Source organism: Mesorhizobium sp. WSM4989 (assembly GCF_029625795.1).
Classification (GTDB): Bacteria; Pseudomonadota; Alphaproteobacteria; order Rhizobiales; family Rhizobiaceae; genus Mesorhizobium.
In genome coordinates, this window is sequence record NZ_JARTVN010000003.1 from 1 (window position 1) to 21,774 (window position 21,774).

Annotated in this window: 19 protein-coding genes; 4 read left to right on the top strand and 15 right to left on the bottom strand. The window is 64.4% G+C overall.

Features of this window, described 5'->3' with window-relative positions; genetic code table 11:
• Positions 1–431: 431 nt before the first annotated feature.
• The gene (locus tag P9217_RS24790) at positions 432–2,411 is read left to right on the top strand and encodes a M23 family metallopeptidase (RefSeq protein WP_067319637.1); all 1,980 of its coding nucleotides are present in this window, start codon (positions 432–434) and stop codon (positions 2,409–2,411) included.
• Here the strand turns inward: P9217_RS24790 and P9217_RS24795 are convergent.
• The 11 genes from P9217_RS24795 to P9217_RS24845 all read right to left on the bottom strand — a co-directional run bounded on the left by P9217_RS24795 (position 2,408) and on the right by P9217_RS24845 (position 17,275).
• On the bottom strand, positions 2,408–3,964 hold the full coding sequence (locus tag P9217_RS24795) for an MFS transporter (protein ID WP_278088021.1): 1,557 nt from the start codon (positions 3,962–3,964) through the stop codon (positions 2,408–2,410). The two genes, P9217_RS24790 and P9217_RS24795, sit on opposite strands and share 4 nt — an antisense overlap.
• 242 nt (positions 3,965–4,206) lie before the next feature.
• Positions 4,207–5,721, bottom strand: coding sequence for a L,D-transpeptidase family protein (locus tag P9217_RS24800; protein WP_067319043.1), 1,515 nt, complete (start codon positions 5,719–5,721; stop codon positions 4,207–4,209).
• Between the two features lie 141 nt (positions 5,722–5,862).
• On the bottom strand, positions 5,863–6,222 hold the full coding sequence (locus P9217_RS24805) for an MmcQ/YjbR family DNA-binding protein (RefSeq protein WP_066990072.1): 360 nt from the start codon (positions 6,220–6,222) through the stop codon (positions 5,863–5,865).
• A 181-nt stretch (positions 6,223–6,403) separates the two neighbouring features.
• The gene (gene clpB, locus P9217_RS24810; protein ID WP_278088020.1) at positions 6,404–9,010 is read right to left on the bottom strand and encodes an ATP-dependent chaperone ClpB; all 2,607 of its coding nucleotides are present in this window, start codon (positions 9,008–9,010) and stop codon (positions 6,404–6,406) included.
• A 255-nt stretch (positions 9,011–9,265) separates the two neighbouring features.
• Complete coding sequence (locus P9217_RS24815; RefSeq protein ID WP_245307350.1) at positions 9,266–9,787, bottom strand: SRPBCC family protein; 522 nt, start codon at positions 9,785–9,787, stop codon at positions 9,266–9,268.
• On the bottom strand, positions 9,765–10,130 hold the full coding sequence (locus P9217_RS24820) for a metalloregulator ArsR/SmtB family transcription factor (RefSeq protein WP_278088019.1): 366 nt from the start codon (positions 10,128–10,130) through the stop codon (positions 9,765–9,767). Before P9217_RS24820 ends, P9217_RS24815 begins: the two co-directional genes overlap by 23 nt.
• 153 nt (positions 10,131–10,283) lie before the next feature.
• Entirely contained in the window at positions 10,284–11,249 is a 966-nt protein-coding gene (locus P9217_RS24825; protein WP_082953662.1) for a DUF4167 domain-containing protein, read from the bottom strand.
• Positions 11,250–11,586: 337 nt separating this feature from the next.
• A complete protein-coding gene (gene prmC, locus P9217_RS24830; protein WP_278088018.1) occupies positions 11,587–12,456 on the bottom strand; it encodes a peptide chain release factor N(5)-glutamine methyltransferase in 870 nt (289 codons plus the stop codon).
• Positions 12,449–13,528 (bottom strand): peptide chain release factor 1, encoded by a 1,080-nt coding sequence (gene prfA, locus P9217_RS24835; protein ID WP_127325524.1) that lies wholly within the window; start codon positions 13,526–13,528, stop codon positions 12,449–12,451. The genes prmC and prfA overlap by 8 nt, the downstream gene beginning before the upstream one ends.
• Before the next feature lie 139 nt (positions 13,529–13,667).
• Positions 13,668–15,938 (bottom strand): phosphoenolpyruvate--protein phosphotransferase, encoded by a 2,271-nt coding sequence (gene ptsP, locus P9217_RS24840; RefSeq protein ID WP_095823951.1) that lies wholly within the window; start codon positions 15,936–15,938, stop codon positions 13,668–13,670.
• An 83-nt stretch (positions 15,939–16,021) separates the two neighbouring features.
• Positions 16,022–17,275 (bottom strand): aspartate kinase, encoded by a 1,254-nt coding sequence (locus P9217_RS24845; protein ID WP_278088017.1) that lies wholly within the window; start codon positions 17,273–17,275, stop codon positions 16,022–16,024.
• A 217-nt stretch (positions 17,276–17,492) separates the two neighbouring features.
• Here P9217_RS24845 and P9217_RS24850 point away from each other — a divergent pair, with 217 nt between their 5' ends.
• Both P9217_RS24850 and ubiG read left to right on the top strand, forming a co-directional pair.
• On the top strand, positions 17,493–17,789 hold the full coding sequence (locus P9217_RS24850) for an antibiotic biosynthesis monooxygenase (protein WP_278088016.1): 297 nt from the start codon (positions 17,493–17,495) through the stop codon (positions 17,787–17,789).
• 127 nt (positions 17,790–17,916) lie between these two features.
• Positions 17,917–18,666 (top strand): bifunctional 2-polyprenyl-6-hydroxyphenol methylase/3-demethylubiquinol 3-O-methyltransferase UbiG, encoded by a 750-nt coding sequence (gene ubiG / locus P9217_RS24855; protein WP_095824176.1) that lies wholly within the window; start codon positions 17,917–17,919, stop codon positions 18,664–18,666.
• A 17-nt stretch (positions 18,667–18,683) separates the two neighbouring features.
• Here ubiG and P9217_RS24860 read toward each other — a convergent pair whose 3' ends face one another.
• Positions 18,684–19,598 (bottom strand): DMT family transporter, encoded by a 915-nt coding sequence (locus P9217_RS24860; RefSeq protein ID WP_278088015.1) that lies wholly within the window; start codon positions 19,596–19,598, stop codon positions 18,684–18,686.
• A 102-nt stretch (positions 19,599–19,700) separates the two neighbouring features.
• On the opposite strand from P9217_RS24860, the gene P9217_RS24865 reads away from it, so the two are divergent.
• Complete coding sequence (locus P9217_RS24865; RefSeq protein WP_278088014.1) at positions 19,701–20,216, top strand: MarR family transcriptional regulator; 516 nt, start codon at positions 19,701–19,703, stop codon at positions 20,214–20,216.
• Here P9217_RS24865 and P9217_RS24870 read toward each other — a convergent pair.
• Genes P9217_RS24870 through grxC form a run of 3 tightly spaced genes read right to left on the bottom strand, consistent with a single transcriptional unit; the run spans position 20,179 to position 21,733 of the window.
• Entirely contained in the window at positions 20,179–20,604 is a 426-nt protein-coding gene (locus tag P9217_RS24870; RefSeq protein ID WP_067319064.1) for a DUF1178 family protein, read from the bottom strand. The genes P9217_RS24865 and P9217_RS24870 overlap by 38 nt on opposite strands.
• Entirely contained in the window at positions 20,601–21,461 is an 861-nt protein-coding gene (locus tag P9217_RS24875; RefSeq protein WP_278088013.1) for a carbon-nitrogen hydrolase family protein, read from the bottom strand. Before P9217_RS24875 ends, P9217_RS24870 begins: the two co-directional genes overlap by 4 nt.
• Before the next feature lie 2 nt (positions 21,462–21,463).
• Entirely contained in the window at positions 21,464–21,733 is a 270-nt protein-coding gene (gene grxC, locus P9217_RS24880; protein WP_066990112.1) for a glutaredoxin 3, read from the bottom strand.
• Positions 21,734–21,774 lie beyond the last annotated feature (41 nt).

Genomic DNA, 21,774 nt, shown 5'->3' on the forward strand with positions numbered 1-21,774 from the left:
ACAGAGGGCAGATTCAGAAGCGAACTTCTCGGCCGCCAGCGGCGCGCCGCCCTCGTTGGTGAGGCGTATATAGTCGGGGGTTACTCGAACCGTCAACACCGATTTCGAACTTTTTTGAATTTTTTGCGACAAATTTTTCGACGGCTATGTTTCGCCAGCCAACCGCCCCTGCGGCACGTCCGCAGCCGTCCGCACCAAGCCCTATTGCCGCCGCATTGCGGTCGGACACCGGACATACAAGCAAGGCGCCCGCGTACGCGTGAGAGCCTCGACTGCAGACGACAAGAGCCGCGTTTCTAAGAGACGTGTGATTGGGGATATCGGCCCTGGCTTGCCGCTTCGTTTGACTTCACTGGCTGCGACAGGCAAATGTCATGGCCGCAACGAACAACGACAAGCCGTTTCGCCCGGGGAAGAAGCAGCCTTTCTGGATGCCAGACACGGAAGATGTCATAGCCGAACTCGGCAACGAGCCGCCGCTGATCGCGGACGGCCGCAGCGGTCCGCCTGACCGCCGCGAGGTTTCGGCACGTTGGCTTTCGGGCACGTTCCTGACCGGGGTGACCTCGAGCGTGCTGATGGGCGTGGCCTTGTTCGCGGCCCTTGATGGTCGCCAGCAGTTGGCGACACCGCCTGAAATCGCCGAGCTCATCAACCTCGCCAGCGGCGGCGACGATTCCGGCGAGCAGGCCAAGACGACAAGGCTGGTCGCGCCGCGCCAGATCGCCAGGGCCAAGGACCGCCGGCGCATGGAAGTGTCGATGGTCACCAAGGTCGGCGACCGCGACGTCATCCACACCATGCCGTTCGTGCAGATCAAGATGGCGCTCGCGGCCGGCCACACCACCAGCCGTCCTTACCCGCCATTCGACCCGATGCAGGTCTTCGGCGACGACGGCGACGACAACGCTCAGCCGGCTTCCGCCACGGCGGTCGCGGGCCAGATCTATGGCGCCAAGGTCGAAAGCGAGATGAGCCTGAAGACGCTCGACTTCCCGATCGAGACGGCATCTTTTGACGAAAAGAGCGACCTCTCCGCCGACGAGGTGGAAAAGGTAGTGCGCGAAGCCGGCAACGGCCTGAGCGACGGCGCCGTCCAGGTTGCGGCGCTTCATTATGTCGACCCGCAGCGCTTCGGCGACGCCTTCGCCGAGAGCATGGCGGGTTCCTACGACGTCAAGATCACGCCGGAGAACGTCTCGGTGGCGCCGCGCGCCACGCCGGACGACCAGACGCCGGCCTTCGCCGAGGAAATCATCCCTTTCACCGAGGACACCGATATCACCGAGGCCTTCGCTGATTCGGGCTACACCGGCGATGACGCCACCGGCATGTCGGAAGCGATCGGCAAGCTCTTGAACGCGACGGCGCTCAAGGCCGGAACGGTGCTGCGCGTCGGCCTGGAGGTGCGAGGCGACGTTGCCAAGGTGGTCCGCACCAGCGTTTACGACCGCACCACGCATATCGTGACCATCGCGCTCGACGATCGCGGACAGTTCGTGCCGGCGCAGGAGCCGGAGCCCAATCCCGAGTTGCTGACGGCGTTCGATGATTCGCAGCCGGTGGTGGTGCGCGGCAATCTGCCCAACGTCTATGACGGCATCTATCGAGCCGCCTATTCCTACGGCATGTCGAAATCGATGACCCAGAAGCTGATCAAGCTTCTTGCCTCGGACGTCGACTTCCAGTCGCGGCTTTCGCCGTCGGACCGTCTCGAGGTCCTGTTTTCGCAGCCCGACGGCGACGACCAGACCTCCGACAGTTCTGAGCTTCTCTACGTCTCAGCCACCTTCGGCGGCCAGACGCGCAATTTCTACCGCTTCCAGATGCAGGACGGCGGCACCGACTATTTCGACGAGAACGGGTCGAGCGCCGAGCAATTCCTGCTGCGCAATCCGCTGCCCGCCGGCAAGTTCCGCTCCGGTTTCGGCGCGCGCCGGCACCCGATTCTGGGATATGTGCGCATGCACACCGGCGTCGATTGGGCCGCGCCCATCGGCACGCCGATCATCGCCGCCGGTAACGGTGTCGTCGAAAAGGTCGGCTGGGCCGGCGGCTACGGCAAGCAGATCATCATCCGCCACGCCAATGGCTACGAAACTTCCTACAATCACCAGAGCGCTTTCGCCAAAGGGATCGAGCCGGGCGTGCGCGTGCGTCAGGGCCAGGTCATCGGCTATCTCGGCCAGACCGGCCTCGCCACCGGCCCGCACCTCCACTACGAGCTGATCGTCAACGGCACCAAGGTCGACCCAATGCGCGTCCGCCTGCCGGTCGGCAAGGTGCTGAAGGGCGACGATCTCGTTGCCTTCAAGCGCGAGCGCGAGCGTATCGACGACCTGCTCAAGCAGGAAGACGGAAATTCGCTGAAGGTCGCCAGCGCCAAGACCGATTCGCAGCTTCCCAACTAATCCGGCGAATCGCCCGTCTGCCGTGGCCAGGGCAGCGCCTGTCCGGGCACGGTGAGCCAGGCGAGGATCGACGATAGCAGGCAAAGCAGCGTCGTGACGGCGGCGACCGCGGCAAAGGCCGAATCGCTTGCCGCAATCCTCAACGCGTCGAGATTGGCCGCGAGCCCGGACGCCGGCGGTTCGCCGAAACCGGGCATGCCGGCAGGGCTGCCGGTCGATCGCGCATAGACGAAAGCCGCGAGCGAGCCCATCGCCGCCACCGCGATCAGGCCGCCGATGCGCGAGACGGCATTGTTGATGCCGGATGCCGCGCCCGTGTCCTTGTCCTCGACGGAGGTCATGATCGCCGTCGACAGCGGCGACACGACGAGCGCCATGCCGAGCCCCATCACCGCCATCAGCGGAAAGGTCCCGGTCCAGAAATTGTGGATCCCGGCATGGGCGAGCAGGGCCATGCCGGCAAAGGCGATGGCGACGACCAAGCTGCCGGCGGCGATCGGCAGGCGCGGGCCGATCTTGTCGGACCACTGGCCGACCGGCCCCGACAGCAGCGCGATCAATGCCGACAGCGGCAGGAAGATGAAGCCGACCTCGGCCGAACTCAGGCCCCAGCCCGCGATCAGAACCATGGGCAGGTAGAACAGGTTCGCCGACAGCGCGAAATAGAGGAAGAAGGTCGCGAGATTGGCGCCGGCGAAGGCCCCGATGCGAAACAGGCCGAGATCGATCATCGGCTCGCGCTGCCAGCGCTCATAGAGAATGAAAATGAAAAGCAGGACGACGCCGGCGACGATCGCCGGCCCGGCCATTATCCCGCCGCCCTCGGCGTTCATCGCCGTCAGCCCATAGGCCAGCGCCCCGAAGGCGAGCGTGGCGAGCGCGGCGCCCCCGAGGTCGAGGCTGCGCTTTTCGGTCGGCTGGTCCGCCGGTATCTTGGCGAGCAGCAGATAGATCGAAACCAGTCCGAGCGGCAGGTTGACGGCAAAGATCGTGCGCCAGACGCCGTTGCCGAAAGTCGATAGCACGAAGCCGCCGAGCACCGGCCCGAGCGCCGTGGTAAGCGCCGAGGCCGCGGCCCAGATGCCGATCGCCCGGCCACGCTCCTTTTTGGGGTAGGCCTTGGCGATGATGGCGAGGCTGCCCGGCACCATGATGGCGGCGCCGACGCCTTGGATGGCGCGGAACACGATCAGCATTGCCGGATTGGGCGCCAGCGCGCAGGCGAGCGACGCCGCGATGAAGACCGCTATGCCGGTCACGAATGCGCGCCTGAGGCCGAATCGGTCGCCGGCGGCGCCACCGGCCAGAATCAGCGCCGAAAGCGTCAGCGCATAGGCGTTGGAGATCCATTGCGCTTGCGCCAGGCTGGCGCCGAGATCGACGCGCAAGGCCGGCATGGCGATCGCCAGGATCGAACCGTCGATGAAGCCGAGCGCCGAGGCCAGAATTGCCGCGACCAGCACGAACTTGCGCTGCGTCTGCGGGCAAAAGGTGCCGTTCGCGCGCGTCGCGGCCGAAAGCGAATCGGCTGTGGCTTCACTCGAGGAAGGCATGAAAACCTGCTTAGCTCTCCGGCGTATCGGTAACAACGAGCCAGAAGATTGCAGTTCTGAAACCAGTTTGGTCTGACGGCATGGCCAGGAAGGTAGCCATCGTAAATGCAAACGAGCCGTCGCGTGGTAGGTTCCGGCCCGTCATTCCAGAAGGGGAAGAGCCAGCCTATGCCTCATCACCCGCTGCTCAGCGCGGGTTCATCCTGGCGATGCAGCGGATCTATGCAACCGCCCTGCGCGGCTCATTGCTGCGCAAAATCATCGACTGAAGACCCGCCGACGAACTCGACCGTCACGCCAGGCGACACCAGCTTGGCGAGCTCTCGCGCATCCCAGTTGGTCAGGCGCACGCAACCGTGGCTTTCGGTCTTGCCGATCTTGGAAGGATCGGGCGTGCCGTGGATGCCGTAGGTCGGCTTGTCCAGCGCGATCCAGACCGAGCCGACCGGACCGTTCGGCCCCGGCGGGATGGTCAGGATCTTGTCGTTCTGGCCCTGCTTGAAATTGATGCTGGGATTATAGGTGTAATTGGGATCGAGCGCGATGCGCGACACGGTGTGGATGCCGGTGGGCGACGGTGTGTCGGCCGAACCGATGGTGGCCGGATAGGCCGCGACCAGCTTGCCGGCCGCGTCATAAGCGAAAACTTCCTTCTTGTCCTTGTCGGCGACGATGCGGGCAACCGGCGTCGACACAAGCTGGCCGAAATTGGCGACCTTGACGATGGTCCCGGGACGGTTGAAGTCAAGGCCTTTGTTGATCGACTTCAGATAGCCTTCGTCCATGTGGAAGCGCTCGGCGAGCGCCTCGGTGACCGAGGTGTAACCCATGCGGTCGAGCTTGGCCTTCTGGCTGTAATCTTCCGGAATCGAGGCGACATAGGGTCCGGCCACGTCCTCGGGCGTGATCGTGTAGGAGGCGAAGGCGTCGCCCCCCGACTGGGCGAGCGCCGCCTTGATGGCGGCCGAGTCGGTCGATTTCAGATTGCTGCCGGTGATCTGGTTGTAGGCGGCCAGGGCCTTGTCGACATTCGAGCCGAAGCGGCCGTCGATGACTCCCGGCGAGGCGCCGGCGCGGTCGAGCAGCACTTGGAGTTCGGCCACGTCCTGGCGCACGCCGAGCGAAAGCGACGGATCGACGGTCGCCTTGCCGCCCGTGTCCGGCGGCAGCGCGGCCTGGGTCTCCGGATTGACTTGCAGCACGTCCCCCTGCCCAGGGTGCGGTTCGATCGATGCTTCGTTCAGCGGCTCGCGCTTGATGGTGTCCGACCTTGGCGCCTCCGGATAGGTTGTGGCATACCCTTCGTCGCTCGGCGCCGGCGGATAGGCCTCGACGGAATTGCCGCTGTTGGAATCGTAGTCGTCGACCGGCGGCGGGATATACCGGCCGTTCTCGTCCAGCTGCCTGCGGCGGAAGCGGGCCATGTCGTCGGGATCGTCGAGATAATAACGGTCGTCGTCCTCGACGGGCGCACGCCCGAGCTCCTGCATCCGCAGCTGACGGCGCAGCGCCCGGCGATCGAGCCGGGTCTGCGGCGGCTGGATGGCGATCACCTTTCCGGTATCGGCATCGACAAGCACCCGGTTGCCCCTGGCATCGTAGTAGATGTCGATATTGCCGTCCTGGGCGAGCAGGAGCGCGCCGTGCTGAGCGGACCGAACCGTCTTCTGCGCGCCTTCCAGACTCGGCGCTGCGAGCGCGCCGGAAGCCGCCAGCCCGGCCGCGAGTGCCGAAAGGGAAAAGATCGTGCGCAGCATGTGGGTCAGGCTCTCCGGTCGGCTCGGTCTTGCTGGGCGAACCCTTCGCCAGCAAACCAGTTACCAAAACTAAGGTTCCAATATGAACCGGGCATGAAGATGGCGGATTTCCGGCGTTTCACCATGGTCCCCAACCGAATGTCAGTGCAGCCCCAATTCGCTGCGCGCCAGTTTCGTCAGCTTCAGCACGACCAGGCGGTGGCTTTCGCGCAGGTAGTCCTTCAGCGCGGCATCATCCACGCTTTGGCTTGTCTGGCGCTGGATCCATTTCATGCCGCGCGACGCGAGATAGGGCGCGGGCCGACAGCCCGGCTGTTCCTTCAGCACGTCAAAGGCCATGTCGGAGCATTTGAAGGTAACGAAGACCTCGCCTTCCCGGTCATGGCCGCCGATCGCGAACACCTTGCCGCCGACCTTCCAGACGTGAGCCCCGCCCCACTGCACGACATGGGTCGTGGCGGGCAGCGTGGCGCAGAAGCCGTTATAGTCCTCGAGCTTCATTGGAATCGGCCTCCGGGAACCGCAATCAAGCCCGGTTCTGCAGCAGGGCGCTGTGGAAAAGCAAGAGCGCGCCGCCCCTGCCGGATGCGACGCGCTCCTCGTATCCTTGTTTGCGCAATTCGGACGGAAAACCGCCAAGCGCTTTTCCTGGAATGGCTCCGGTCACATGCCCCGGCTCGACTCAGGCGGCGGCTTCAGCCGCCACCACCGTCGGCTTCGAACGGAAGTTCAGGCGATCGGAACCGGCGGTGACCTTGACGGTCGAGCCGTCGAGGATTTCGCCGAGCAGGATCTTCTCCGCCAGTGGATCCTGCAGTTCCTTCTGCATCACCCGCTTCAGCGGCCTGGCGCCATAGGCCGGATCGTAGCCCTTGCCGGCCAGCCACTCGATCGCATCGTGATCGAGCGACAGCGTGATCTTGCGATCGACAAGCAGGTTCTCCAGCCGCTTGAGCTGAATCTCGACGATGCGGTCCATATCCTGGCGGCGCAGCCGGTGGAACAGGATCACCTCGTCGACGCGGTTGAGGAACTCCGGACGGAACGAGGCTCTCACCACGCCCATCACCTCGTCGCGCACGGCATCGACGTCCTGGTCGTCGCGGAGATTGACCAGATATTCGGCGCCGAGATTCGACGTCATGATGATCAGCGTGTTGCGGAAGTCGACCGTGCGGCCCTGACCGTCGGTCAACCGGCCGTCGTCGAGCACCTGGAGCAGCACGTTGAACACGTCCGGATGCGCCTTCTCGATCTCGTCGAACAGCACGACCTGGTAGGGCCGGCGCCGCACCGCTTCGGTGAGCGCGCCGCCCTCCTCATAGCCGACATAGCCGGGAGGCGCGCCGATCAGCCGGGCGACCGAGTGCTTCTCCATGAACTCCGACATGTCGATGCGCACCATGGCGCTCTCGTCGTCAAACAGGAAGGCGGCGAGCGCCTTGGTGAGCTCCGTCTTGCCGACGCCGGTCGGACCCAGGAACATGAACGAGCCGATCGGCCGGTTCGGATCCTGCAGACCCGCACGGGCGCGCCGCACGGCCTTGGAGACCGCCTGCACCGCCTCGCCCTGGCCGACGACGCGCTTGCCGATCTCGTCCTCCATACGCAACAGCTTCTCGCGCTGTCCCTCAAGCATCTTGTCGACCGGAATGCCGGTCCAGCGTGACACGACATGGGCGACGTGGTCAGGCGTGACCACCTCTTCCACCATGCCGGCCTTACCGTCCTGGGCTTCGGCTTCCTTGAGCTTCTTCTCCAGCTCCGGGATCTTGCCGTAGGCAAGCTCGCCGGCGCGCTGGAACTCGCCCTTGCGCTGGGCAATCGCCAGCTCGTTGCGCATCTCGTCGAGCTGCTTCTTCAGGTCGGCGGCAAGGCCGAGCTTGTGCTTTTCGGCCTGCCACTTGGCGGTCAGCTCGGTCGACTGCTCCTCGAGGTCGGCCAGATCCTTCTCCAGCTTGGTCAGCCGGTCCTTAGAGGCGTCATCCGTCTCGACCTTCAGCGCCTCGCGTTCGATCTTGAGCTGCATGATGCGGCGGTCGATCTCATCCAGCGCCTCGGGCTTGGAATCGACCTGCATCCTCAACCGCGATGCGGCTTCGTCCACCAGGTCGATCGCCTTGTCCGGCAGGAAACGGTCAGCGATGTAGCGGTTGGAAAGCGTCGCGGCCGAAACCAGCGCCGAATCGGAGATGCGCACCTTGTGGTGCTGCTCGTATTTCTCCTTCAAGCCGCGCAGGATCGAGACAGTGTCCTCGACCGTCGGCTCGTCGACGAAAACGGGCTGGAAGCGGCGGGCGAGCGCCGCGTCCTTCTCGACATGCTTGCGGTATTCGTCGAGCGTAGTCGCACCGACGCAGTGCAGCTCGCCGCGCGCCAGCGCAGGCTTCAAAAGGTTCGAGGCGTCCATCGCGCCATCGGCCTTGCCGGCACCGACCAGTGTGTGCATCTCGTCGATGAACAGAATGATGCCGCCTGCGGCGGAAGTGACTTCCGACAGCACGGCCTTCAGCCGCTCCTCGAACTCGCCGCGATACTTGGCGCCGGCAATCAGCGCGCCCATGTCGAGCGCCATCAGCCGCTTGTCCTTCAGCGATTCCGGCACGTCGCCATTGACGATGCGCAGCGCCAGGCCTTCGGCGATCGCCGTCTTGCCGACGCCGGGCTCGCCGATCAGCACGGGATTGTTCTTGGTGCGGCGCGACAGCACCTGGATGGTGCGGCGGATCTCGTCGTCGCGGCCGATGACCGGGTCGAGCTTGCCCGCCCGCGCATCCGCGGTCAGGTCGCGGGCGTATTTCTTCAGCGCGTCGTAGCCCTGCTCGGCACTGGCCGAATCGGCGGTGCGGCCCTTGCGGACATCGTTGATAACCTGGTTCAGCGCCTGCGCGGTGACACCGGCCTTGGCCAGGATGTCGGCGGTCTTCGCCGACTTCTCCATGGCGAGCGCCTGCAGCAGCCGCTCCACGGTAACGAAGCTGTCGCCGGCCTTCTTGGCCAGTTCCTCTGCGGTCGAAAACACCTTGGCAAGCGGCTGGGCGAGATAGAGCTGGCCGTTGCCGCCTTCGACCTTGGGCATAGCCTCCAACGCCGCCTCGACGCCGAGCTTCACGTCGCGAATGCTGCCGCCGGCGCGCTCGATCAGAGACGCGGCAAGGCCCTCGTCATCATCGACGAGCACCTTGAGCATATGTTCGGGAGTGAATTGCTGGTGGTTGCGCGAGAGCGCCATGGTCTGCGCGGACTGGATGAAACCGCGCACGCGCTCGGAATATTTCTCCGTATTCATGTATGTCTCCTTCCATCACCGGCCCGCTTTGCGGCACCGGATCAGATTGCGGTGACGGACCCGCTCATTCGAGCCGAGTCCTGTTCAGCCGAGATATGGTGTATCAGCTCAGGTCTCTCAAGACGCCCTGATCTCGGTCAGCGCAGAATATTCTAGGGCCTGGTCGCCCGAAGCGCGCAGCGGTTTTGGGCGAATATTAGGCATTAAAACAAGGGCTTAAATGCTGCGGCTGCGTGACGCGCGACATCGACGGCTTCATGATCGTCCACCGCTCGCGCCCAGGGTGACGAGAAGCTCGTCCAGTTGCCCGAACGTCTCGCCCATCGCCTCCGCCGCACCGGTGCCGGCAGCGTCGAGAGCCTCCTTCGAGGGATAGAGCTCGTGCAGGACCAGCAGCGTCTTGCCACCTTTTTCCTCGAAGGTCACCGTCGTGACGGGTCCACCCTCACCGCCTTCCTCATTGGTCCAGACGAGGCGCGACTGCGGTGTCACTTCGATGTACCTGCCGAAGAACTCGTCAAGGTTTGAGCCATCGTGGCCGAACGCCAAACGGTACCTGCCCCCGACACGGACATCCATCTCGCAGGAACGCAGCACCATTCCCATCGACTTCGGCGCCCACCACTGCTTGAACAGCTCAGGCTTGGTCCACGCCTCGAACACGATGCGCGCCGGAGCGTTGAAGGTTCGCGTGACGACGAGCTCGCGGTCCGACGTCCGTTCCACAGTCGTGCGGTTCTGCATCGGTGTGGCCTCACTCGCTTTGCTTGCGTCCATCGACCTTCTCCTTTCGTTTCAGTTCCTCGACCACCTTGTCCAACCCGTCGAAGCGTGCGTCCCAGAGCTGGCTGTACCTCTCGATCCATGCCGCCTCTTGCTCCAGCCCGCGCAGGCCGAGCTTGCAGGTCCGCACACGCCCGACCTTTTCCGTGCTGACGAGCCCCGCTTGCTCCAAGACACCGACGTGCTTCTTCATGCCCGTAAGGGTCATGTGGAACTGCTCGGCCAGTTCCGTGATCGAAGCGTCCGCACGGCCGAGCTGCTCCAGCACGCCGCGTCGGGTCGCATCCGAGAGCGCGGCGAATGAAGCATCGAGGCGGGTCTTGATATACCGAACCATATGGTTCAGTATTAGCGCACAAATTACCGCCATGCAAGGAAACGAAAGCGCGTCGCGCTGAAACGGATTCAGGCGACGTGCTTTAGGCACGCACAACGAGAAACGGCGGAGAAACCTCTCCGCCGTTCGAATTGCCTGGAAATAGACCTGCGGTCAGCTATCTGCGTCGGCGACTGCCGGCTCGCCGGCGCCGCCTGCCGGCTCACCGGCGCCGTTCTCGCTCGGCGCTGCATTTGCCTCTTTGGCGGCAGTCGCGCTGCCGCTGTCCGCGACGTTGCCGCCATCGGCGGCGCTGTCCGCCCGGCCGGCATTGCTTTCATCGCCATTGCCCTGCTCGGCGCTATGGCCCTGCTCGGCATTGCCGCGACCGCGACGTGGACGTCTCTGCCGACGCCCACCGCCATTGTCCGTGCCGGCTTCGTTGCGCTCGGCCTGGGCAGCAAGGCCCGCAGGCGAGAAGCTGTCGAACAGCGGAGCCTGCTCGGCCGCAACGCCGTCTTCGGCGGAGCCCTCCGGCTTGGCCTGCGCCTCATTGCGGCGGCTCTGATCGATCTGCTGGCCGCCATGTTCGCTGCGCTCTCGCTGACCATTGTCGCCGCGCTGACCATTCTGACCGTACTGGCCATAGCCGCCATTGCGGCGGTCGCGGTGCCTATCACGACCATTATTGTCGCGCCGGTTGTTGTCGCGGCCGTTTTCCTGGTTGTAGGCGAGTTCCGCCGGCGTGCCTTCGATCACCGGCTGCGGCCCGGAACCGTTCGCGGCGGCCTGCGACTCGCCGGCATTTGCGTTGCCGACCGTGTCGAACTCGTCGCGATCCTCATCGACGTCGTCATCGAAGTCGTCGCGGTTCTGCTGGGCGTTCTGGATGGGCATCTGCGCCTGCGCGGCCGCGATGATGCGATTGTAGTGCTCGGCGTGCTGGAGATAGTTCTCCGCCATCACCCGGTCGCCGGAGCTTTGCGCGTCACGGGCGAGTGCGGCATATTTTTCGGCGATCTGCTGAGCCGATCCGCGGATCTTCACGTCCGGACCGTTGCTCTCATAGTTGCGCGTCAGGGGATTGGGCCCCTTGCGGTTGTTGTTGCCACCGCCGCCATTGTTGTTGCGACCGCGCATGCGCCTGTTCTGCTGTTGTGGCCTCATTCGACTCTCTTCATGTGAATTTTCTAAAACTCGTCGCGAACGGTGGCACTCATGCAGCCGACCGTTTCGTTTTTTCACCGGCGTTCGCCCGCATCGATTGCGTTGGCGCCACGTGCCATCCTGTTCCGGTTACATCACTTGCCGGACGATTCCCGCACGAAGCATGGGCGTCGTTTGCGCAAGGAGGCAGCTATTTCCAAGGAAAACCGAATCGCTAAGAGCACTGCCTGCTTCGTCTCATCCGGTTAAGCCGGAACCTAGCTGCATTCCCTAATATTGCCAAGCGTTTTTTCGCACTGCATCAGGGCTTTCAACGCTCAAACACCAGAACCCTGTCGTTTCCGCCAAGATCGCGTCGCGCCTCCGACAGCCTGTAGCCGGCTGCCGCGAAGATTGCGGTCACCTCGCTTTGCTGCGTATGGCCGATCTCGACCGCTACCTTGCCCTGCGCTTCCAGAAATCCTTCCGCCTCTCCGGCGATGATCCTGTAGGGGATCAGCCCGTCCACACCGCCATCGAGGGCCTGGCGTGGATCGAAATCGCGGACCTCGTCCTGCAGATTTCCAATGTCTCGACTGGGTATATAGGGTGGATTCGCGGTAATTAAATGGTATCGGCCCGAAACTTTTTCGAACCAGTTGGAACGCAAGGCCTTGAAGCGCCCGCCGAGCCCCAGATCCGCGGCGTTTCGCGTGGCGGTCGCCAGCGCGCCGGGCGAAATATCAACGCCGGTCGCGGTCGCCGCCGGAATCGCGCTGAGCACCGCCAGCGCGATTGCGCCGGTTCCGGTGCCGAGATCGAGAAGACGGCACTGGCCAAGCCTTTCGGCCGTCGACTTGGCGAAGGGCAGGATCGCGTCGACCAGCGTCTCGGTATCGGGGCGCGGCTCCAGCGTGTCCGGCGACAGCGACAGCCGCAGCCCATAGAACTCGCGATAGCCGAGAATGCGATGCACCGGCTCACCTGCGACGCGACGCCTCAGGGCCGCCTCGATTGCCACAAGAGCCGCAGAATCCACCGTTCGGCCCGGCTCCGCGATAGCCTGGGTGCGCGTGGTTTCGGAAAAATGCTCGACGATCAGCCTGGAATCGAGCGCCGGATCGGCAATGCCGGCGGCAGCGAGCCGCTCCCTCGCCGCGCGCAGCAGCGGTCGAAGTGCCGAGGGCAAAGGATCAGCCATCAATACCCATGTCGGCGAGCAGCTTTGACTGATGGTCGGCGACCAGCGCGTCGATCACCTCGTCGAGCTCGCCCATCATCACCCGGTCGAGCTTGTAAAGGGTGAGGTTGATGCGGTGGTCGGTGACGCGTCCCTGCGGGAAATTATAGGTGCGGATGCGCTCCGAGCGGTCGCCCGAGCCGACCTGCGATTTTCGCGACGACGAGCGCTCCTCGTCCGCGCGGCTGCGCTCCAGGTCATAGAGCCGCGCCCGTAAAATCTGCATGGCCCGCGCCCGGTTCTGGTGCTGCGACTTTTCCGCCTGCACCACCATGATGCCGGTCGGCAGATGCGTGATGCGCACCGCCGAATCGGTGGTGTTGACGTGCTGCCCGCCGGAGCCGGACGCGCGCATGGTGTCGATGCGGATGTCCTCTGCCCGGATATCTATATCGACCTCCTCGGCCTCGGGCAGTACGGCGACCGTCGCCGCCGAGGTATGGATCCGCCCGCCGGCCTCGGTTTCCGGCACGCGCTGCACGCGATGCACGCCGGATTCGAATTTCAGCTGCGCGAACACGCCCTTGCCCGACACCGAGGCGATGATTTCCTTGTAGCCGCCGACTTCGCCTTCGCTTGCCGAAACGACCTCGAAACGCCAGCCGCGCGAGGCGGCGTAGCGCTCATACATGCGAAACAGATCGCCGGCGAACAGGGCCGCCTCGTCGCCGCCGGTGCCGGCGCGGATTTCGAGGATGGCGTTCCTGTCGTCGGCGGCATCCTTGGGGAGGAGCAGAATCTGGATATCCTTCTGCAGCACCTCGATGCGCTCCTTAACCTCCGGCAGGTCGGCCTCGGCCAGCGCCCGCATCTCGGCGTCGATGTTCTTGTCGGCGAGCATCGCCTCGAGGTCGGCCTGTTCCTGCTCGGCGGCGCGCAGCGCCCGGATCTTGCCCACCATCTCCTGGATATCGGCATATTCGGAAGCCATTTTGACATAGGCATCGGCCGTCGGCCCTGCCGACATCTGCGCTTCGAGCATGTCGAAACGCTTGACGACTTGGTCCATGCGGTCGCGGGGCAGGTTGATCATGGGCTTGGGACTTCGGTGGACTTCACGTCAGGACGAGTCGAAACTGGCGAATTTCTTGAACCGGAGCGGAATGTACATTTAGGTACATGAGCACCGGAAGCGCAGAAAATCGACATTTGCAGACCGCCCTCACGTGAATCTAGAGCGGAATGGAGCGGTCGTCGGCAAAGGCTTGCAGCAGCGCCCGCATTGGCGTTCCTTGGGCGGGGGCCATCAGATTGTCGCTGAAGAAGGCTTCCAGCTCCTGCAGCGGCAGTTCGGTCAGCATCGCCTTGACCGGGCCGATCGAGGCTGGCGACATCGAGATCGAGCGGAAGCCGACGCCGATCAGCGCCATCGCCGAGATCGGCTTGCCCGCCAACTCGCCGCACAGCGTGACCGGCGTATGGTTGCGCGCGCCGGCGTCGGCGATCTGCTTCAGCACGCGCAGGAACGGCGCCGACAGCGTGTCGAAACGGTCGGCAAGCTGCGTGTTGCCGCGGTCCACCGCCATGACGAACTGGAAGAGGTCGTTGGAACCGACCGAGACGAAATCGACCGCCTTCATCAACTCGTCGAGTTGGAACAGCAGCGACGGCACCTCCAGCATCGCGCCGAGCTTGAGGCTCGTCGGCAAGTGATGCGCAAAACGCGACAGGTGCCGGACTTCGCGGTCGATGATCTCGCGCGCCTGCGCGATTTCCGACAGTTCCGTCACCATTGGCAGCATCAGCTTCAACTCACGCCCGCCGCAAGCCTTGAGCAGCGCGCGGATCTGTGTCCTGAGGAGGCCGGGGCGGTCGAGGGTGAGCCGGATCGCCCGCCAGCCGAGTGCCGGGTTTTCCTCTTGCACCGCGCCCTTGAAATAGGGCAGCACCTTGTCGCCGCCGATGTCGATGGTACGGAAGGTGACCGGCTTGCCACGCGCCGCCTCGAGCACATCGCGATAGAGCCGCTCCTGCGCCTCGGCGCGCGGAAAGGTCGAGGCCACCATGAACTGCAATTCGGTGCGGAACAGGCCGATGCCGGCCGCTCCCGATTCTGAAAGCTGCGGCAGGTCGACCGCAAGGCCGGCATTCATCAGGAGATCGACCGGGACGCCGTCCTTGGTCAGCGACGGCTTCTTGCGCAGCTCGCGATAGATTTCCTGCCGCCGAGCTCGGAAGCGGACCTTTTCGGCATAGGCGGCCTCGAGGTCGGACTGCGGCCGCAGGTGAATGGTGCCTTCCTCGCCGTCGACGATGATGGCATCGCCGTTTTCCGCCATGGAGACGGCGCCCTTGACCTGGCCTGCGACCGGAATGCCCATCGCGCGCGCGACAATGACGACATGGCTGGTGGCCGCGCCGTCCTCCAACACCAGGCCGCGCAGCTTGTCCCTGGGATAGTCGAGCAGTTCGGCCGCACCCATCGAGCGGGCGACGATGATGGCATCCTTTGGCAGCGAGGCCGCGACATCCTCCGGACCGCGCCCCATCAGCTGGCGCAAGAGCCGGTTGGCGAGATCGTCGAAATCGCTCATGCGCTCGCGCAGATAGGGGTCCGTCATGTGCAGCATGCGTGCGCGCATGTCGCTCTGCACCTTCTCGACGGCCGCTTCCGCAGTCAGGCCGTTGCGGATCGCCTCTTCCAGCCGGCGTACCCAGCCGCGGTCGTTGGCGAACATGCGATACGCCTCGAGCACCTCTCGATGCTCACCCTCGAAAGCGACGTCCCGGCGCTCGAGCATGTCGTCGATCGACAGCCTCAGCGAGCCGAGCGAGCGGTCGAGGCGACGCACCTCCTCCTCGCTGTCCTCGTTGAACAGGTTGGTGACGACGATGCGCGGCTCGTGCAGCACGACATGGCCAAGCCCGACGCCTTCGTTGAAGGCAAGACCGGTGAAGCTTGCCGGACGGCGCAGGTCAAGTTCGAGCCCCGGCCGGGTGAGGCGGGCAAGATCGCCGGTGGCGACCATCTCGGCGATCACCATCGCCGTCGTTTCCAGCGCCTCGACCTCGTCGTCGCGATAGTGGCGCATGGTCTTGTTCTGCACCACCAGGACGCCCAGCGTGCGCCCTGCCCGCAGCACCGGCACGCCGAGGAAGGAATTGTAGATCTCTTCGCCCGTCTCCGGCAGGTAGGCGAAGGCCGGATGCTCCTGCGCGTTGGAGAGATTGAGCGGCCGCGCGCTGGCGGCGATGGTGCCGACCAGGCCTTGCCCGAGCCTCAACTGCGCCAAATGGACGGCGGTGGGGTTCAGACCTTCGGTGGCGTAGAGCTCCAGCACCGAATCGGCGCGCAGCACATAGAGCGAGCATACCTCGGCGACCATGTTGGAGGCGATGTCGCGCACGATACGGTCGAGCCGCTCCTGCGGCTCCAGCGGCTCCTGCATGAGCTCGCGGAGCCGTCTCAGCAGAACGCGCGGGCCACCGGCCATGTCACGCATCGCGGCTTCTTCTCCAATGGGCACGTTGCCCGCCGTAGCTTCCGCCACGGCCGGCGCTCACGCAATAACGGACTCAGTTCTTGCTATTGCTTATCGAGCCCGTAGACGGAATGCAAAGTACGAACTGCAAGTTCCGTATAGGGACCGTCGATCAGTATCGAGATTTTGATCTCGGAGGTGGTGATCGCCCGGATATTGATCGCTTTATCGGCCAGCGCCTTGAAGGCGGTGGCCGCGACGCCGGCATGGCTTCGCATGCCGATACCGATGACCGAGACCTTCGACATGCCGGCTTCCGACTGCACGACGTCGTAGCCGACATCGGCCTTCAGCCGCTCGAGCACTGCCAGCGCCTTGTCGATGTCGCCCGACGGTACCGTGAAGGTCATGTCGGTGAATTTGCCGTCCTCGGAGATGTTCTGGACGATCATATCGACATTGATGTTGGCCACGGCCAGCGGGCCAAAGATGCCGGCGGCGACGCCTGGGCGGTCGCCGACGCGGCGCAGCGAGATCTGCGCTTCGTCCTTGGCATAGGCAATTCCGGTGACGACCTGCTGTTCCACGATCTCTTCCTCGTCGCAAATAAGCGTTCCGGGCGGATTTAGCAAATCCCCCATTCCGGGCGCGTCGGGATCGTCGAAGGACGACCGCACAAAGGTACGCACCCTGTGCACCATGGCAAGCTCCACCGACCGCACCTGCAGCACCTTGGCGCCGAGCGAGGCCATTTCGAGCATTTCCTCGAACGAAATCTTGGCCAACCGCCGGGCTTTCGGCTCGATGCGCGGATCAGTCGTGTAGACGCCGTCGACATCGGTGTAGATGTCGCAACGGTCGGCCTTGACCGCTGCCGCGATCGCCACGGCGCTGGTGTCGGAGCCGCCGCGGCCGAGGGTCGAGATGCGGTTGTCCGGGCCGATGCCCTGGAAACCGGCGATGACCGCCACCTGGCTCTCGCCGAAGCGCTTGATCAGGAACGCGCCGTCGATGTCGAGGATGCGCGCCGCGCCATGGGCGTTGTCGGTCTTGATCGGGATCTGCCAGCCCTGCCAGGAACGGGCATGGACACCCATGTTCTGCAGGGTTATCGCCAACAGGCCGGCCGTGACCTGCTCACCGGAGGCGACAACGGCGTCATATTCGCGCGCGTCGTGCATGGGCGAGGCCTCGCGCGTCCAGCCGACCAGCTCGTTGGTCTTGCCGGCCATGGCCGAAACCACCACGGCGACCTCATGGCCGGCATCGACCTCGCGTTTGACATGGCGCGCCACATTGCGGATGCGGGCGATGTCGGCGACCGAAGTTCCGCCGAATTTCATCACAATGCGCGCCATGGAAGCGAGATGCCTTTGACTGAAGCCGGCTTGGGGCCGGAAAACGGAAAATGCGCCCGGACCAGCCGAGCCGCGGAAATGCGCGGCCTCCTTAGCTAAAACAGCAAGGCTTCGCAAGCGAGGGCGCAGGAGAAGCGGCCTTGGCGCGATTTTGAAGTCTCCTGGCGGATTCCTGCCGCGCAATGCGATAAACTTGGAAAATCGGATGGAGGAATTCATGACCGAGACGCTGGAGATCGTGACCTTCCGCCTCAAGCCGGATGCTGCGGCTGGTTTTGTTGCCCAAAATGGCGTCGTCACCGACTGGCTGGCGCACCAGCCCGGTTTTCTCAGCCGCCATCTTGGCGAGCGAGACGACGGGAGCTGGGTCGACGTCGTGCGCTGGCAGAGCCTCGAGCAGGCCCAGGCGGCGGCACAGCGCATCATGGCTGAGATCGGCGGTTGCGAGGCCATGCGGGCGATCGAGCCGGCCAGCGTGGCCATGGGTCATGCCGCGGTCGCGCTGTCGGCCTAGGCTCGACTGTCCCTCGTCCCGCTGCGGCTGATTGGCGGCAACGGAAAAAACCTGCCTTGACTTTCGCTGCCGGGGACCCGACTTCCTAGCGTTCCCCGACTTGCTGGCGTTCGAGGAGACCCGCCCCATGCCTGAGCCCCGCCGATCGACCATAGATGCCGGAGAAGTCGAACGCTTCTCCGCCCTTGCCGCCGAATGGTGGAACCCGAACGGCAAGTTCCGGCCGCTGCACAAGTTCAACCCTGTGCGGCTTGCCTATATCCGCGACCAGGTGGCGGCGCGCTTCGGCCGCGATCCGCGCGCGGCAAGGCCATTCGAGGGGCTGCGCTTCCTCGACATCGGCTGCGGCGGCGGGCTCTTATGCGAACCGATGGCGCGGCTTGGCGCGGAAGTGGTCGGTGCCGACGCCTCGGCCACCAACATCGAGGTCGCTAAGCTGCACGCGGCCGAAGCCGGCGTAAATGTCGACTATCGCGCCACCACGGCCGAGGCGCTGGCCGACGCCGGCGAGACATTCGACGTCATCCTCAACATGGAGGTGGTCGAGCATGTCGCCGATGTCGATCTCTTCGTCGCCAAATGCAGTGAGATGGTCCGGCCCGGCGGCATCATGTTCGTCGCCACCATCAACCGCACGCTGAAGGCGCTTGGTCTTGCCATCATCGGCGCCGAATATGTTCTGCGCTGGCTGCCGCGCGGCACGCATCAGTTCGGCAAGCTGGTGCGGCCGGAGGAGTTGGCAAAGGCGCTTGGCGCGGCGGGGCTGACCATCGTCGACCGGACCGGCGTGATCTATCATCCGTTGGCCGACCGCTGGCAGAAATCCAGGGACATGGACGTCAACTACATGGTGCTGGCCGAAAAAGCCTCGGTCTAAGCGGCCAACTGAAGCGTTTACGCCGCCTGGCTTTGCAGCTTCGGGCTTGGCTGGCTCTGCGCCTTGGTGGTGATGAGCACGCCGGCGGTGATGATGGCCGCGCCCAGCCAGGTCAGAAGCTGATAATGCTCGCCGAGGAAGATCGTGCCGGCAAAGAGCCCGACCGCCGCCGCCACATAGCCGATCTGGCTGAGATAGACCGGCCCGCCGACCGCCTGCAGCCGGAAGAAGAAGGCAAACATCGCCGAAGCCGACGCCACCTGTGCGGCGACCACCAGCGGCACGCCGCCGAGCGGAGCAAATGCCTGCCAGCCGAGCAGCGTCAGGATGCCGATGAGAAGCAAGGTTGCCGACCCCAGATGGCTGCCAACGGCGAGCTCGATCGGACCGGTGTTCTCGGGCCAGTCGATGGTGCGGTAGATGTTGCCGGCGGCGAGGCTGACGGGGATGAGAAGGCCGACCGCCACCCAGAAATATTCGGCCGGCTGGCCGGCCTCCCCACGCGTAAGCGCGACCATCACCGCGCCGACAAAACCAACGATAATGCCGATGACGCCGAGCAGGTTCGGTCGCCGCACCCCAAGCAGGATCGAGAACACCAGCGTGATGACCGGCGACAGCGTGAACATGATGCCCGTGTAACCCGCGCCGAGATGCGGGATGGCCGAGAACATCAGCAAGTTAGGAAGAGCGTAGGAGATGGCTGCGGTGATGAAGAAGTAACGCAGCTTGTGCGCCGTGAGCCGGATGCGCTGATCGAGCAGCAGAAGCGTTGTGAGCAACACGCCGCCGGCGCCGAACGAGATCACGAAAGCCCAGACCATTGCCGGGGCACCGGCCGCCGTTGCCAGCTTGCCGAAGGGGAGCGTCATGCCGAGCAATCCGCCGGTGACGATCAGAAGACCCAGTGCGGAGTCCCAGAGCAATTTCATCTGCGTGATCCTGTGGCTACGCGGCCAAGCTTGGCGGCCGCTCCAACTTGGGATAATATAGCGTAAAGATTCTCAATATCAAGATACTTTACGGTGAGGCACATGGACCGTGCGGCAAGAGCGATGGAGCAATGGCGCAAGGAACGGCCGGACCTCGACGTCTCGCCGATGGGAGTGATCGGGCGGTTGAATGAAGCATCTTCGCTGATCGCCCGTGACCACCTCGCGCCAGTGTTTGCCCGTTCCGGCCTGCAGCAGGGCGAATTCGACGTGTTGGCCACGCTTCGCCGCTCCGGCGCGCCTCACGCGCTGACGCCGACCGAGCTCTACGAGGCGACGATGGTGACCTCCGGAGCAATGACCGCCCGGCTCGACCGGCTGGAAAAGGCGGGCCTGATCCAGCGCGCGCCGCATCCCAGCGATCGCCGCGGCGTTGTGGTGCAACTCACCGCGAAAGGCCTCGAACTCATCGATGAGGCCCTTACCGCCCACGTCGCGAACGAGCATGAAATCCTCGCCGGGTTGGCGCCAGAGGACCGGAAAATGCTCGCCACACTGCTGAAAAAGCTGATCGGAACTCTTAGTTCCGGTCCTCCGGAAAGCTCGGGATCGGCATGAATTCGACGCCGTCCTCGGCGAGGCTTTTCGCCTCGTCCGGCGTAGCCTCGCCATAAATGCCGCGCGGATCGGTCTCGCCGAAATGGATCTTGCGCGCTTCCTCGGCGAACTTGTCGCCGACATAGTCGGCATTCTCCCGCACCTTGTCGGCGAGCGCCTTGAGCTGTGCCAGCGCCTGTTTCTGCGCGTCGCCCATGGCCAGCGCCATCTTCTCCTGCTTGCGTGAGGTGGAGACCGCCGGCGCCATCAGCGCCTTCTCGACCTTGTGCGAGCCGCAGATCGGGCAATCGATGAAGCCGCGTTTCTTCTGCGTGCCGAAGTCGTCATTGCTGCGGAACCAGGCTTCGAATTCGTGCTCGTGTTCGCAGATGAGCGAAAAGCGGATCAAGAGGCTGCACCCCTGAGACGCGGCGCCTCGCCGGCATTGACGGTGAAATCCCGCGCGTTCTTGAGATTGGGAATCTTGCGACGCGCCGCAGCCGACTGCGCCGGGTCAATCTCGGCGACGATCACGCCGGGCTCGTCATGCGCGGCCTCGGCGATGATGCGTCCCCACGGATCGACGATCAGCGAATGGCCGTAAGTCTCGCGGCCGTCCTCGTGCAGGCCGCCCTGCGCGGCCGCGATGAGATAGGCGCCGTTCTCGATCGCGCGTGCCCTGAGCAGCACGTGCCAGTGCGCCTCGCCGGTCTGGCGGGTGAAGGCTGCAGGCACCGAAAGCACCTGAGCCCCCGCCAGCGCTTCGGCACGGAATAGCTGCGGGAAGCGCAGGTCGTAGCAGACGGCGAAGCCCAGCTTCACGCCGTTGACATCGGTGACGACGCCCTCCGTCCCCGGCTCGTAAGAGGCGGATTCGCGCCAGCTCTCGCCGTTGTCGAGGTCGACATCGAACATGTGGATCTTGTCGTAATTGGCGATCATGGCGCCGTCGGGCGCGAACAGGAACGCCCGGTTGGCGAGCTTGCCGTCGGCGCGCAGGATGGCCGTCGAACCGACATGCAGGAAAATGCCAAGTTCCTGCGCAAGTTTCCGCGCCGTCAAAACGACGACGTCCTTGTCTTGGCTGGTGAAAGCGGCGGCACCCGCCTGCTTGTCGCGGATGAGCGCGCCGGTCATTTCCGGCGTCTGCACGTAGGTGGCGCCCTGCTGTGCCGCCTCGCGGACCAGCTTTTCCATGTCGGCCGCGTTGCGCTCCGGGCTGGTGCCCGAACGCATCTGCACCGCCGCCGCCTTGAAAACGCTCATGATCAAACCCTCGCCCCGTTGGCAAGCAACACGTCCAGCCGGCCCTCGGACTCCAATTCATGGAGGTCGTCGCAGCCGCCGACATGCGTGTCGCCGATGAAAATCTGCGGAAAAGTGGTGCGCCCATGCGCCCGCGAAATCATTTCCTGGCGCAATTCCGGCGAGAACGACGCGTCATGCTCGGTATAGGCTACACCCTTGCGCTCGAGCAACCGCTTGGCGGCGGTGCAATAGCCGCACATCATCCGGGTATAGATCGTCACATCAACCATCGATCAGCAATCCTGCCTGTGCCCATCGCCCAACGGTTATG